This window comes from Psychrobacter sp. SHUES1 (assembly GCF_001652315.1).
In the GTDB taxonomy this organism is placed as follows: domain Bacteria; phylum Pseudomonadota; class Gammaproteobacteria; order Pseudomonadales; family Moraxellaceae; genus Psychrobacter; species Psychrobacter faecalis.
The window spans coordinates 22,117-36,823 of sequence record NZ_LXWA01000044.1; the positions used below are offsets into that span (position 1 = coordinate 22,117).

The window sequence follows — 14,707 nt, forward strand, 5'->3', positions numbered from 1 at the left end:
TGAGATTTAGAGCATTTAGTCGGCAGCGATGTTTACTTTCATTATACTGTGACAATATTCATTATCTGCAATTCACCTGATTCTAGCAATTTAAAACTGACATCAACCGATTTATAGCGCATAACAAATGACGACTCTGTCTCTGTACGTCGATAAGCAGGGCGCGGGTCTTGCGCTATCAAAGCTTTGATAGTATCAAAATCAGATATTACTAACTGCTTTTGAGTTTTATCAATGACTGCTTTAACGGATGAGTGCTTATTTTGCGCATTTTCTTCCGCTGCATTATCTGCACTTTGATTGGCGATAATTTGTCCAAATTGCTCATAAGCCGATTCGGTAATCGTCACGTCCAACAAATGCGGCGCCGAAGGCGCAAAACCGCTTTTTGCTTCAGGCAAGGCATCACTATAAGCCACATAAGGCTTGATATCGATGATGGGCGTCCCATCTATCATATCAGCACCGCTGATAATAAGTAACACTCGACCTTCTACCATCTCAATGCGCTCAAGCTTTACCACAGACAGTCCAAGCGCGGATGGTCGATACATACTGCGACTGGCAAATACGCCTATTTTTTGATTGCCACCCAAACGCGGCGGACGCACTTGCGGGCGAAAATTACTATCATTTTTGTCTTGCTGCTTATTATTGAGTGAATGCTTGTCTTTATCTAACTTGTCTTTATATAAATAGTTATGATGAAACTGCCAACTGATCCAAATATGACTAAAATCCTCCAGTCCGACAAATGCCGCTGGCGTGTCATACGGCGCGAGCATTTCAATCACACTAGTCATAGCCACCAAATTTGGCTGCCTCGGTGCGCCAAACTTTTGTGACAGCGGCGCACGGTGGTAACCGATAATGGGCGATATATGATAGTTAATAGCGGCGGAAGTCTGACAAGTCATAAATCAAGTTCCAAAAGTAAATAGCTGATAATACATGGCATGCGGCAATGATAGAAAATTACTCGCTAACGATATTCCATTTTATCATGGTACAGACAGGCAGCTAGGCGGATTTTTATTTTAAAGTTTGTTATGATGAGCGAGAAATTTATTGAGAATGGCTTGCATTCATAAAGGGCAGGTTTATAAAGTACAAGCAGCAAAGTTTACTTTTACGGGCAGCGCTGTTGTTTGCTAGAATCTGACGCCTTATAAAACCTGATAATAATGTTAAAATAACGGTTTTTTATCCGTGTCATTTGCTTATTAGCCTGAACTGATAATTGATAAGCGCTTAATCTTATTCACACTTTTTATTACTTTAAAAATTTTTGTTTACCACCATTTTTAATGGGCGAATACACATTACCACTTACTAACGAGGGCTTTATGTCAAAACTCCGCACCGAAACGGTCACTGAGGTTCATCACTGGAATGACTCTCTATTTAGCATCAAAACCACGCGCGACGATGGCTTACGCTTCCGTAATGGCGAGTTTGCGATGATTGGTATCGTTGTCGATGGTAGACCGCTATTGCGCGCTTACTCGATTGCCAGCCCCAACTACGAAGAGCATTTGGAGTTTTTCTCTATTAAAGTTCAAGACGGTCCGCTAACCTCGCGCTTGCAGCATATCAAAGTGGGCGATGAGTTATTGGTCAGCAAAAAACCAACGGGTACTTTGGTACTAGACGATTTATTACCGGGTAAGCATTTATATATGCTATCAACCGGCACGGGACTTGCACCCTTTTTAGCCTTATCACGCGATCCTGAAGTCTATGAGCGTTTTGACAAAATCATTTTGGTACACGGCGTGCGTCAGGTGAAGGATTTGGCTTATCGTGAAATGTTTGAAGAAGAGCTGCCAAACGATGAAATCTTTGGTGAAGAGTTCCGCGAGAAGTTTATCTACTACCCAACTGTTACACGCGAAGAGTTTAGAAATACTGGCCGTATCACTGATCTGATGAAATCAGGCAAATTCTTCGAAGATATTGGTCTACCGCCAATGAATAAAGACGATGACCGCGTACTTATCTGCGGTAGTATGCCATTTAATGCGGATATCTCTGCAATTTTAGACGACTTTGGTCTTACTGTTTCTCCACGTATGGGTGTGCAAGCGGATTATGCCGTTGAACGCGCCTTCGTTGGTTAAAAATAAAATTTTATCGTAAATAGTATAAATAATTCTTGACGGCTAAAAATAGCCTGCTATAATACGCAGCCTATACAGAGTTAACCCTGTAGCCCAATTCGATAATGTTTGCAGTATATAAACTTTATCACCTAACACGCCGGTGTGATGGAATTGGTAGACATGACGGATTCAAAATCCGTTGCCTTTAAAAGCGTGTCGGTTCAAGTCCGACCACCGGTACCATATACGAAACCCTCGTAATCTATCGATTACGAGGGTTTTTTATGGCTTACTGTTTAAAGTTAGTTGTCCTATCAAAAAAAGACCACGCTAATTGGCTTAGCGTGGTCTTATCTCAACTCCACAGCATACACCTACTCGGCTGCATCCAATAGCTTATTAACCGCTTCTGCCATGTCATCATCTATGATGTTATCTTCTATATAGTCCACGAGCTGATGAATAGTAGTCAGATCCATTTCTCGAATACCCAAACTTGCCAGTTGCTCATTAATAGACGCCAAGCTCTCAGTATCTTCAGGATTATCTAATAACTGCTCATCAAAGCTATCACTGACAAACCAATACATTTTCTCTAACACGCTCTCTCTTCTCGTCAAGGTAGAATAATTATCGCCATGGATAAACAAATTAAAATGATAAGGTATTTCCACCTCATTGATAAAAAAAGTACGCTTACACTCTAGGGTATAGGCTTGTACTTGTTTCTCTTCAGCGCCTTCTTCATCACTTATATCTTCTGCAATCTCTTCTTTTACCAAGCCTTCTAATATTTCATAACGCCCAACTTTGACTTTGTGATTATAAATAATACAAGCGTCCGCAATCGCATCAAAAATCACCGCACTGACATCTAAGGTATGGTCGTCGATATCATAAAAGGCTTTTAAAAAAGGTAAGAACTCTGTGAGCTTGTCTTCTGGCACTTCAGTCAGAAACTGCTGCTCGTAAATGGTAATCATATCTTCAGGTGAATAGGTATTGGCGGTATTGGTCTCATTTCTGCCCGTAGGTTGCAAGGGTATCAGGTTATATGGATTATTATGGGTCATGCAGGACTGCCTTTTTATTGAAGTAAGCGAAAATCTATGTCCTCTATTATCTCTTATTCAGCCACTTTTAGATATATGGTTTAGGCGTTCAAATTAACCAAAAAAAACCACTCTAAGTTGCTTAGAGTGGTTTTTATGCAACCAATACTATCTCAGTTTATTTTCAAAATGAATGTTCGCTAATTGGCCATTTGTACTTTTGGTTGCTTACGAATGCTAGAGCCATCTTTACAACTGATGGTGATACCTGTGAATCCAAACAGTATCGTAAGCAGCAGCGATAAATAACAGAAAAAGGCATAAGGCAAATATTCAAGTACCGGAACACCTAACGCTTGGCTGATAAATACCCCGCACACGCTCCACGGTACTAATGGATTGATAACCGTGCCCGCGTCTTCGATGGTACGCGATAGGTTTTTGGGGTGTAAATTCAAACGCTCAAAGGTCGGACGAAACGCAGTTCCTGATAATAAGATACTCAAATATTGCTCACCGATCAGCACGTTGATGCTTAAAGCCGCCATTGCCGCAGCAAAGATAGCACGTCCTGAGCTTGTCAGCATATTTCGAATACCTAACAATAACGCTGGTAAGATACCCAAAGCACGTAATAAACCGCCCAAACTTAACGCCAATATCACGATAGTCTGAGTAAAGAACATACTTTGCATACCGCCACGTGAGATCATACCCGCCACTTCACCCAGCTCTAAATTTTCGGCGGGCGTATAACCAGCAAATAGATAACCGCCGAGCTGCCCAATACTTGGCGTACTGTGCAGATAAGTAAGCACTAAAGCGGTCGCGATTGTACAAATGATGGTATAAATGGCATTGACTCGGCATAGTGCTAATACCACTAGCACGACAAATGGTAATACGGCATAACCATGGACTAAGCCGCTATCGACCAATTGTGATTGCAGTAAGGTCACTTGACCCAAATCACCCGTACCCGTCTGGCCAGAGAAATACCAAAATAGCCCCGCTGTGATGAGCCACGCCGGTACCGTGGTATACATCATATTACGGATATGCTCAAACAAATCAATGCCGACGACAGAAGAGGCAAGCGTACAAGTATCTGACAACGGCGACATTTTATCGGCAAAAAAAGCACCTGAAACCACCGCACCAGCAGCAATAGCAACGTTGGCATCAAAGGCATTACTCATACCAATAAAGGCCACACCAAGTGTCGCGGCTGTGGTCAAGCTACTGCCTAGAGCGACACCAATAATAGAGGTCAAAACAAAAGCCGAAATATAATAATACTGCGGTGAGATGAGATCAAAACCATAATACATAATGGTAGGAATAGCACCTGACATCATCAGCGCGGCGACCAGCAAACCAATAAAAAATAGTAAATAAATAGCACCAATACCACTGACAACGCCCGATGACATCTGCCCCTGCATCTTCTCAAAGCTTAGACCTTTATACATACCAAGGCCTAATAAAACAACGATTGCAAGCATCAATGACAGATGCGGTACCCAGCCAAAGCCGATCATGGTCACACCCATAATCGCGATGACAACGCTGGCAATAATAAAAGCTACCTTGGGAGATAACTCGGTAAGTACTTGTGGAGGCATAACACATCCTTATGGTGCCATCATATATATTCTGGCGTTAGGGTTGGTTTTGGGTGGGACAAGTTTAATGAGTTGCAAAGATTATTGCCAGTTTCATGACTTACCCAGTAGGCTATCGGTCTTGGCTGCCATGATAAAATCATTGCGATGCAGACCTTTAATGCTATGTGACCACCAAGTGACGGTGACCTTGCCCCACTCTACCAAAATACCCGGATGATGCCCTTCTGCTTCCGCAATGTCGGCAAGCTCATTGGCAAATGCCATCGCTGTGACAAAATTTTTGAATTTATACTGACGCTGTAATTGCTTAATGCCGTCGACTTCGATGAGCGACCAATCAGGAATTTGTTGTAATAGCTCGCGTGCTTCTGTGTCGTCGACGGTTGGAGCGCCGATACGGCAGGCTTCACAGCTGGCTTGTGATAATGTCGTCATGATAATATCCTTTTAAGTTAACTATTATTTTTTTAATACCGTTACGTCCGTGTTAATACTGTTTTTACAGCATCACTTTTACCACATCGTTATTTTAACGATGCTAAATTTTTTAATGTATTAAGAGTTTTTTGGTGCATAAGTTGGTTCAAACAAACCAAGTGCCATTGCTTGTTTGACCTTGCCCATGATGTCGCTATCGACGATATCGAACAGCGTATCTAAATCATCAATGACATAATAAATCGGCTGAATATGGTCAATGCGATAAGGCGTACGCAGCACAGCAAGCAAATCAAATGCGCGGTGTTCTGGCTGATTTTGAGGTTGCTGCTGATGGTTCGATTGGTGCAACGTATCGCTACCATTAAGCGCATAAACCGTTTCAGAAGGCGAGCTCAAGATACCGCCGCCATAGATACGGCGATTGTCAGGGTGACTACCTACCAAGCCAAACTCGATGGTAAACCAATAAAGCCGTGCCAAAAACCACCTTTCTTCTTTACTGGCATCAAGACCCAGCTTGCCATAGGTCTCATTAAAAGCGGCAAAAGCAGGATGGGTCAGCAGCGGACAATGGCCAACGATTTCATGAAAGATATCTGGCTCTTCGATATAGTCCATGTCTTCAAAGCGGCGGATAAAGGTCGCTACCGGAAAGCGTTTATTTGCTAAGAGTTTAAAAAACTTACCAAAGCTGATAAGCGCAGGAACGGCAGCGGTTTGCCAGCCGGTGGTGGCATGCAATATTTCGTCGATATCGTGGAGTTGCGGGATATGCGTCGATGGCAGATTTAGCTTTTCTAAGCCTTCTAGATAGGCTGAGCAAGCTCGATTGGGTATTTGCTTGGCTTGACGTGTAAGCAGCGCCTGCCACATGGCATTTTCATCGTCACTATAGTGAATATGACCCTGACTGTCTGGCTGATGCGAGAGGTAAGGTTGCTTCTCAGCCGTTAAATCGCTATGGCTAGCATCATCAGCGCCGAGAGCATTTGAAGACACACTCTTGGCACTGTGGGATTTTTGAATAGTATTGTTAGCTTGTAGGCGTTCCATGCCTGTGTTCCTTTTATTAGCGTTAGTACAGTCGCTTGTCGTCAGTAATTCTCAGGTATTTTTGATTTACCATCGCAAGCGGTACTTTGCTGATTAAGGACAAGACAAATTCCTTTTGCCCTGCCCATTTATTATACTTACCCCACTCTCAACTTATTTTTCTAAGGTATTGGTTTACTTATTTTTTAAAATTTCAGTTAAAACAATTAGAATTTTAAATTCTATAAAAATCAAAAGCCTACGATAAGTTGAGATTGGCGTTATACTTATAAACGTTTAAGCTAAAACTATGGCGTTTCAGTTTCTGGCTGACCAATCGCGCCGCGACGAACTTGGTCACGCTCGATGGATTCAAACAAGGCTTTAAAGTTACCTTCACCAAAGCCTTCTTCGTAATCGCCTTTACGCTGGATAAATTCGAAGAATACGGGGCTACCAAGGATGGTTTCAGAGAAAATCTGTAGCAATAAGCGTGGCGTACCGCCTTCTGTGGTACCGTCTAACAAGATGCCGCGCATTTGTAGTTCAGCGACATTCTCGCCGTGGTTTGGTAAGCGCTCATCCAACATTTGGTAATAGGTATCATTTGGCGCTGTCATCAGCGGAATACCCATGTCTCTTAATTTGTCGATGCTAGACAACAAATCATCACTCAATAGTGCGATATGCTGGATACCTTCGCCATTAAATTGCATCAAGTACTCTTCAATTTGCCCACCGCCCTGCTTTGATTCTTCGTTTAATGGAATACGAATTTTGCCATCAGGCGCGGTCATCGCTTTACTGGTCAGACCCGTATACTCACCAGTGATATCAAAATAACGGATTTCGCGGAAGTTAAAGATACGCTCGTAGAAATCGGCCCAGTATGCCATGCGACCACGGTAGACATTGTGCGTCAGATGATCGATAACCTTAAAGCCAAAGCCTTTTGGATGCTTGTCGACGCCCGGTAGGTATTCAAAATCGATATCATAAATAGAGTTACCATCGCCAAAGCGGTCAATGAGATAAATAAGCGAGCCGCCGATACCTTTAATCGCTGGCAAGCGCAGCTCCATCACCCCTGTTGGCACGTCTACTGGCTCAGCGCCATTCTCGATAGCTAGCTCATACGCTTGCTGCGCATTTTTTACCCGAAAGCCCATGCTACAAGCGCCGGCGCCATGCTCACCTAAGAAATAGCTGCCATGGCTTTTTGGCTCACGGTTTAAAATAAGGTTGATATCTCCTTGGCGAAACAAGGCGACATCTTTTGAGCGGTGATTGGCAATATGAGTAAAGCCAAGGTTGCGAAATAGCGTTTCGACAAGCTCAGGCTCAGGTGAGACAAACTCAACGAAATCAAATCCTTGCAAGCCCATTGGGTTATCAAATAAATCTGCCTTTAACTCTGACATTGTCATCATCCTTAATTTCAATTGGTGGTATACATCACTAAAAGTTAGCAAAAAATAAGTTTCATCAATCATTCCTATTGACGAGTGATTTATATTAGATTAGCTTGATTTATAAGACTAATCGTATTTTTTGATTTATTTATCAGGTGTGCTTATGAATATCAGTATTCGCCAATTGAGCGCTTTTATCAGTGTGGCTGACAATGGCAGTTTTACCCGCGCCAGCGAGCAGATGCATTTGACCCAATCTGCCGTCAGTGGTTTGATTAAAGAATTGGAGTCCAGCCTTGGTATCGTGCTATTTGACCGCACCACCCGCCAGCTGTCATTATCCGTCGTTGGTCATCATTTATTGCCGCAAGCGCGGCGTATTTTAAATGAGATGCAGCTATTTGAAAATGAAGCCAGTAGCTTGACAAGTTTGGCGCAAGGTCAAGTCAGACTTGCGGTGTCGCAATTTGCTGCCTCCTCCATGCCAGCCGTTATTGCTCAATTTGCTAAAGCATATCCAGATATCAGCGTGTCTTTACTTGATTGCTCAGCAGAAAATGTTTTAGAACATATTCAAAACATCGAGGTAGATTTGGGCGTCGGTACTGAGCGTGGTTTTACGGAGCCTGACGATGACATCAGCGCCGATTTGTTATATCAGCTGCCGTTTTGTGTGGTAATGCCAGATAACCATGCGCTGGCGCAAAAATCAGAAGTCATTTGGCAGGATTTAGTAGACACGCCGCTTATTACCTTGCAAGGGCCATTTATCGAGCAAGTCACCGCTGAGCTTGATGAGGAAATTGCCAGCCATATTCAGCAGGCGCGCTACAAAGTCAACTTTATGTCGACCGCCCTTGAGATGACCCGCCAAGGTTTTGGCATTACCTTGTGCTTGCCTTATATGCCAGAGGTGATAGATTGGGTAAGCGCCAATGGTTTGCAAATGCGTCCATTGGCACAGCCGGTTAAAATGCGCCGATTCTTTATTTATCAACGCTCGTCACGCGCTTTATCGCCCGCCAGCATTGCCTTTAAGCAATTTTTGCAAACTTACTTTGCCAGCCACTTTGATGATTTGCAGCGTGTTTAAGGGCAACTCAAGAACTTATTACTTCAATTTAGCAAAGGCTAAAATCTGTCCAAAAACTTGCTAATAAACAAAAAAACGCGTTAATTAATCAGTATCACTGAATCTAACGTTGAGTTAATCGCCAAACTGGTTTATGCTTTTTAACGCCTTAACTCATCTCCCTTGTAAGGAAAAAAAATGTTTGAACGTATCGATTATTATGCCGGTGACCCGATTTTAGGATTGATGGACAAATTTGCCGCTGACACCAATCCAGATAAAGTCAATTTGGGTGTTGGCGTTTATTATGATGAGGATGGCAAATTGCCTGTCCTTGAGTGTGTCAAAACGGCGGAACAGCGCATTGCTGATCCTATCTCTCCTCGTCCGTACTTGCCAATGGCAGGCTTACCCGGCCACCGTAAAGGTTGTCAGGAATTGCTATTTGGTAAAGACGCGCAAATCTTACAAGACGGTTTGGTAGCAACCATCGCCACTATCGGTGGTTCTGGCGCATTAAAAGTCGGCGCAGAGTTTATCCATGAATGGTTCCCACAATCTAAATGCTACGTCAGCGACCCAACGTGGGGCAATCACATTGCTATCTTTGAAGGCTCTGACGTCGAGGTCGGTAAATATCCGTACTACGATAAAGCAACCAGCAGTGTTAAGTTTGATGAAATGATTGCATTTTTTGAAACTTTGAATAAAAACGATGTTGTCTTGCTGCACCCTTGCTGCCATAACCCAACCGGTATGGATTTGACTCGTGAACAGTGGGATACCGCGCTGACTGTCATTAAAGCGCGTGAATTGATTCCATTTATGGACATCGCCTACCAAGGCTTTGGTAAAGACATGGACAGCGACGCTTACGCGATTCGTAAAGCAGTCGAGATGGGTCTACCCGTATTTGTCAGTAACTCATTCTCTAAAAACTTATCGCTATACGGTGAGCGTGTCGGCGGTCTATCGGTCGTGTGCCCAAGCACTGACGAAGCGGAGCGCGTCTTTGGTCAGCTAAATGCAACCGTGCGTCGCATCTACTCAAGCCCACCATCACATGGCGGCCGCGTGGTCGATATCGTCATGAACGACGAAGCGCTACATGAGCAATGGGTTGGCGAAGTTTATGCCATGCGTGACCGTATCAAAGCCATGCGCTTAAAGCTAAAATCAGTATTGGAAGAAAAAGTCCCCGGCCGTGACTTCGATTATTTAACTGAGCAAAACGGTATGTTTAGCTTTACCGGTCTGACGCCTGAACAAGTTGAAAAACTCCAAAGCAAATATGGTATCTACATGGTTTCGAACTCACGTATGTGTGTGGCGGGCTTAAACAGCAGTAATATCGACTATGTTGCCAATGCCATGGTTGATGTTTTAAAAGACTAACTCTCTAGCGTAATTTTAGAAAAACTATGTGATTAAAAAGGCTGAGTCATGACTCAACCTTTTTTTTATGTCTGCTACTTTCTAAAAAAATGTATAAAAAACACTGCACAAAAAACCTTGCAATCTATTTGGCTATAAATTACATTATACGTAAGTAGTTAATTATAACGTAATTCAATACACGCTTTAGCAAGGAGCTTCCCATGTCAACGATTGACAAAAACCTCACCTCATTTATCGATATTGCCGCCGATTCCGACTTCTCTATTCACAACTTGCCTTATGGTATTTTTAGTGATGCTAAAGACGCTACTGGTAACAACAACCGTCGCGCAGGTGTTGCTATTGGTGAGCAGGTATTAGACTTATCAATACTCGAAGCAGAAGGTTTATTAAGTTTGGCAGGCGGCCCCTATTTTGATCAGCCAACCCTAAACGCCTTTATTGATTCTGGTCGCGGCAACTGGACCAAGGCGCGCAGCACCATTCAAACCTTATTGTCTGCTGATAGTGACACACTGCGCGACAACAAAGACTTGCAGGCAAAAGCGCTGTTTAAGCAAGCAGACGTCACCATGCATCTGCCTGTTCACGTACCAGGTTTTACCGATTTTTACTCATCTAAAGAACACGCGACCAACGTCGGCACTATGTTCCGTGACCCAAAGAACGCTCTACTAGCTAACTGGACTGAAATGCCCGTCGGTTATAATGGCCGCGCCAGTACCGTCATCGTTAGTGGTACGGATGTAATACGCCCATCGGGCCAGCTGAAACCCAATCCTGACGAACGTCCTATTTTCTCACCTTGTAAGCGCCTTGATTTTGAGCTTGAAACCGCCTTTGTCGTCGGTAAAGGTAATAACATCGGCCAACCGATTGCGGTAGATGAGGCTAATGATCACATTTTTGGCATGGTGCTACTCAACGATTGGTCAGCTCGCGACATTCAAAAATGGGAATACGTACCTTTAGGCCCCTTTAATGCCAAGACCTTTGCCTCTGAAGTATCACCTTGGATTGTGACCATGGATGCGTTAGCGCCGTTTAAGACTGCATGCCCAACGCAAGAACCAAAACCACTGGCTTATCTCAATGAAAAAGACAGTAACAATAGCTTTGACATCAATTTATCAGTCGAGCTGTTGCCTGAGAATAGCGATGAAGCAACCGTTGTTTGTGAAACCAACTTTAAATATATGTATTGGTCCATGGCGCAGCAGCTCACCCACCACACCATCACCGGCTGTAAAGTAGAAGTTGGTGACATGATGGGCTCAGGGACGATTTCGGGACCGACGCCAGACTCTTATGGCTCAATGTTAGAGATTGCTTGGAATGCCACCAAACCCGTCACTTTAAAAGGCGGCGAAACGCGCAGCTTTATCGAAGATGGCGATACCGTGATTATGAAAGGTTATAGCGAAAAAGACGGCATTCGTGTTGGCTTTGGTGAGGTACGCGGCAAGGTCTTGCCGGCGCTTAGCTTTGATTTTGACAAATAAGTCTATTTCATAAAGTAATTACAAATCAGACAAGCGTAAAAAAATTACTTAGGCTGTTAGACAATTATCACTACTTAGTTTAGCGAAATGCTGACAGCCAATTAAGTTGGACGCTTTATCAAAAGGAGTTTGATATGAGTTTTAAAATTGAAAAAATCCATCACGTGGCCTATCGCTGCAAGGATGCTAAAGAAACCGTTGAATGGTATAAAAAATATCTCAATATGGATTTTATCTTAGCATTCGCTGAGGACCATGTCCCCTCGACCAAAGCCTTTGACCCTTATATGCATGTGTTTTTAGATGCCGGTAATGGCAATGTCTTGGCGTTTTTTGAAGTGCCCAATCAACCTGAAATGGGTTTTGACCCCAATACGCCAAACTGGGTGCAACACTTAGCCATGAAGGTAAAAGACCGCGATGCGTTAATGGCGGCAAAAAAGCATTTAGAAGAAAATGGCATCGACGTAGTCGGCGTGACCAATCACGGTATTTTTCATTCTATCTATTTCTTTGATCCTAATGGCCATCGTATGGAACTTACCTACGATGATAGTACCTCAGAAGAAAAAGTCTCGATGATTACGGAAGAGATGAAACACGAGATGCTAGATGAATGGTCGCGCACCAAACGTGCGCCCGTTCATACGCAGTTTTTACATGCAGAAGAACTCGCTGAAGCAAGAGAAGTCGCACCCGTTGGTGAGTAACAGCGTCAATTTATGCAATAGTTAAAACTTATTTTATTCAGTAGTTAAGTTAAATAGTAAGTTTTGACTAAGCTATTTGATAGCGTCGCGCAATGGCTAGTATTTGCTCGACCACGTTATGTTGCTCACTCATCGGTAACTGCTCGGTGGTACCAATGATAGTAATGGCATATTCTAATGGCAAGCTTTCAGCAGATGGTTTGTCATTAGCAGATAGTTGATTGTTGCTAAGCGGCTGATTAGTGGTCGAGGTATTGCTTTCTAGTGGCGGCACAAGCACTGGAATGGTAATGGCATTAATCCCCATTAACATATCGCCGGTAACTGTGGCATAGCCTTGGGTAAGAATTTTGGCGCGCAACTGGTTAAAATTCTGCCATCGCTCTGCGATAATGTCTTTATCATTTGTCTGCCATTCAGCGATAACCAATGGCTTAATAATCGTTTCTGGCTGATAACTGGCAAACAGCTGCCCTGTTGCCGACGTCGTTAGCGGCATACGTGAACCGATACGAGTAATGATACTAATCGGGCTATCAGGCTCAACCGATTGAATGATAATCGGACCTTCGCTGAACCATTTGGCGATTTGAACCGCACAGTTTACCGTGCCTTTAATCTCTGTTGCCACATGCGTCAGGCGCTCTAATAGGTTGTGTTGATTGAAGTCCGCATGCCCAAGCGAATTTCCTCGAGCGCCAAGCCCATAACGCCCATCACTGAGCTTACGTGCATAATTTTTACGAATAAGACTGACCAAGTAGCGATGACACTTTGCTGGATGCATCTGTACAGCTTGAGCGACGTCCTTTAACATCATAGGCTTATTTTGATCGATAAGAACATCTAACACCGACAATCCAACCTCAAGTGACTGCACGCCACCTTGGTTTTTATTGGTAGTAGGATTGTCTGGCAGGTTTTCAGATACGGGCATGTTTTGCTCAATTAATTATTTACTTTATCAATAATTATACCCATTTATATACCCAACAAGACAACATAATAAAAGGAATAAATAATGATGACATTTTATGGCTATTTTCGCAGTAGCACGTCTTACCGTACGCGTATCGCGATGAACCTAAAAGGCTTAGATTATGATTATATTGCGATTAATTTGGCGCAAGATGAACAATTAAAAAACGAATTTTTATCGCTTAATCCACAAGGATTGGTGCCTGTTTTACAAGCCGATGATTTGCTGTTATTTCAAAGTCCCGCTATCTTAGAATGGTTAGAAGAGGTTTATCCTAAAAATCCATTATTGCCTAAAGACGCTGCGGGGCGTATGCAAGTACGGGCGTTAAGCGCAATGATTGGCTGTGATATCCATCCGCTTAATAACCGCCGTGTTTTACAATATCTACGCAATGAGCTGTCGGTAGATGAAGCTGAGGTCATAAAATGGTGTAATCGCTGGATAAATGAGGGTTTTGCTGCGTTAGAAAAACGCTTGGCTCAAGATAACAGTCGTGATAATAGCCGCAGGAAATTTTGCTACGGCGACAGCCCGACCTTTGCAGATTGTTATTTAGTCCCGCAAGTTTCTTCGGCGCGGCGCTTTGAAGTGGACTTAAATCCTTACCCAAATATTGTCCAAATTGACGCCCATTGCCGCACGCTAAAAGCCTTTTCTGACGCCGACCCTATGCAGCAACCTGATGCACCAAATGCTTAGCCTTAGAGAAATAACCTCTAAAAAAGGACTACCCTTAATTTAGAGGTTATTAAATAGGGATAGCTTTCTATTTATATCACTGCTCAAATTTTCATCTCTTTTTGCGTGACCGCCACTATCTTAATAGGTACCGCACATAGCCATGACATGCCGCCACTACAATAAAAGCAGCCATTTTTAAATGACACGATATAGGCGGTAAAATCATTACCACATTGATCCTTTATCGCCTCCTCATCACTTTCATCATCGACCGCACACCATACTCGCTTATTACCTCGTTTAAGTAGCGCGCGGGTTAAATCGCTCCCTTTTAGCTCATTATTCATACCAAACTCCTTGGCTATCTTGCTTTAACATTACTCAATCCATAAGAATGATACTAGCCCTAACACCTTTCTATTTTAACCCCACTCTCAACTTGAAATAAGCAAATCAAACTGAAGAGGCGGATTACCAAGTTTTTTGTTGAGTACAAAGCACAGATTGTGTGAAAGAATCTTACGAATCAATCGATGAGACAAATGCCATAAATCTCTTGCTCTCACCCTTTGTATATTAAATCGTTCTGATAGCTGACCAATGACTGTTTCAACGATACGGCGGACTTTCATCAGCCGCCTTACCACAGGTTTGGGTCTATCCTCTTTCATGTTGGCTCTGAGTGGCGTTTGTAA

The 14,707-nt window shown here is 43.1% G+C and carries 15 protein-coding genes and 1 tRNA gene; 7 read left to right on the forward strand and 9 right to left on the reverse strand.

All coding sequences use genetic code 11. The annotated features are described in order from the left end of the window. Positions 1-41 precede the first annotated feature (41 nt). Complete coding sequence (locus tag A7325_RS05810) at positions 42-917, reverse strand: SAM-dependent methyltransferase (protein ID WP_068405557.1); 876 nt, start codon at positions 915-917, stop codon at positions 42-44. Positions 918-1,346: 429 nt separating this feature from the next. Here A7325_RS05810 and A7325_RS05815 point away from each other — a divergent pair, with 429 nt between their 5' ends. Together A7325_RS05815 and A7325_RS05820 are read left to right on the forward strand one after the other, a co-directional pair. Next, positions 1,347-2,120 (forward strand): ferredoxin--NADP reductase, encoded by a 774-nt coding sequence (locus A7325_RS05815; RefSeq protein WP_068405560.1) that lies wholly within the window; start codon positions 1,347-1,349, stop codon positions 2,118-2,120. A 138-nt stretch (positions 2,121-2,258) separates the two neighbouring features. Next, positions 2,259-2,345: transfer RNA gene (locus tag A7325_RS05820), tRNA-Leu, on the forward strand. Between the two features lie 131 nt (positions 2,346-2,476). On the opposite strand, the gene A7325_RS05825 is transcribed toward A7325_RS05820, so the two are convergent. The 5 genes from A7325_RS05825 to hppD all read right to left on the reverse strand — a co-directional run bounded on the left by A7325_RS05825 (position 2,477) and on the right by hppD (position 7,676). Beyond that, the gene (locus A7325_RS05825) at positions 2,477-3,175 is read right to left on the reverse strand and encodes a hypothetical protein (protein ID WP_068405569.1); all 699 of its coding nucleotides are present in this window, start codon (positions 3,173-3,175) and stop codon (positions 2,477-2,479) included. A gap of 179 nt (positions 3,176-3,354) precedes the next feature. After that, a complete protein-coding gene (gene nhaC, locus A7325_RS05830) occupies positions 3,355-4,779 on the reverse strand; it encodes a Na+/H+ antiporter NhaC (RefSeq protein WP_068405572.1) in 1,425 nt (474 codons plus the stop codon). Between the two features lie 93 nt (positions 4,780-4,872). After that, positions 4,873-5,217 carry a 4a-hydroxytetrahydrobiopterin dehydratase gene (locus tag A7325_RS05835; protein WP_068405575.1) on the reverse strand — a complete coding sequence of 115 codons (345 nt, stop codon included), beginning with the start codon at positions 5,215-5,217 and terminating at the stop codon, positions 4,873-4,875. A gap of 120 nt (positions 5,218-5,337) precedes the next feature. Beyond that, on the reverse strand, positions 5,338-6,276 hold the full coding sequence (phhA, locus tag A7325_RS05840; protein ID WP_082894307.1) for a phenylalanine 4-monooxygenase: 939 nt from the start codon (positions 6,274-6,276) through the stop codon (positions 5,338-5,340). A gap of 287 nt (positions 6,277-6,563) precedes the next feature. Then, the gene (hppD, locus tag A7325_RS05845) at positions 6,564-7,676 is read right to left on the reverse strand and encodes a 4-hydroxyphenylpyruvate dioxygenase (protein WP_068405578.1); all 1,113 of its coding nucleotides are present in this window, start codon (positions 7,674-7,676) and stop codon (positions 6,564-6,566) included. 154 nt (positions 7,677-7,830) lie between these two features. On the opposite strand from hppD, the gene A7325_RS05850 reads away from it, so the two are divergent. From A7325_RS05850 to A7325_RS05865, 4 genes are all read left to right on the forward strand, one after another. After that, complete coding sequence (locus tag A7325_RS05850) at positions 7,831-8,760, forward strand: LysR family transcriptional regulator (protein WP_068405582.1); 930 nt, start codon at positions 7,831-7,833, stop codon at positions 8,758-8,760. 177 nt (positions 8,761-8,937) lie between these two features. Further along, complete coding sequence (locus A7325_RS05855; RefSeq protein ID WP_068405586.1) at positions 8,938-10,134, forward strand: aromatic amino acid transaminase; 1,197 nt, start codon at positions 8,938-8,940, stop codon at positions 10,132-10,134. 203 nt (positions 10,135-10,337) lie between these two features. After that, positions 10,338-11,639, forward strand: coding sequence for a fumarylacetoacetase (gene fahA / locus A7325_RS05860; RefSeq protein WP_068405589.1), 1,302 nt, complete (start codon positions 10,338-10,340; stop codon positions 11,637-11,639). Positions 11,640-11,773: 134 nt separating this feature from the next. Further along, a complete protein-coding gene (locus A7325_RS05865) occupies positions 11,774-12,349 on the forward strand; it encodes a VOC family protein (protein WP_068405592.1) in 576 nt (191 codons plus the stop codon). Positions 12,350-12,416: 67 nt separating this feature from the next. On the opposite strand, the gene A7325_RS05870 is transcribed toward A7325_RS05865, so the two are convergent. Further along, positions 12,417-13,286: an IclR family transcriptional regulator gene (locus A7325_RS05870; protein WP_068405595.1), complete on the reverse strand. Its 870-nt coding sequence runs from the start codon at positions 13,284-13,286 to the stop codon at positions 12,417-12,419. An 87-nt stretch (positions 13,287-13,373) separates the two neighbouring features. Here A7325_RS05870 and maiA point away from each other — a divergent pair, with 87 nt between their 5' ends. Next, positions 13,374-14,030: a maleylacetoacetate isomerase gene (maiA, locus tag A7325_RS05875; protein ID WP_197488876.1), complete on the forward strand. Its 657-nt coding sequence runs from the start codon at positions 13,374-13,376 to the stop codon at positions 14,028-14,030. Positions 14,031-14,113: 83 nt separating this feature from the next. On the opposite strand, the gene A7325_RS05880 is transcribed toward maiA, so the two are convergent. Then, positions 14,114-14,359: a hypothetical protein gene (locus A7325_RS05880; protein ID WP_068405601.1), complete on the reverse strand. Its 246-nt coding sequence runs from the start codon at positions 14,357-14,359 to the stop codon at positions 14,114-14,116. An 87-nt stretch (positions 14,360-14,446) separates the two neighbouring features. Then, positions 14,447-14,707, reverse strand: a 261-nt coding sequence (locus A7325_RS13420) for a transposase (RefSeq protein ID WP_156508505.1), incomplete at its 5' end; no start/stop codon positions are given.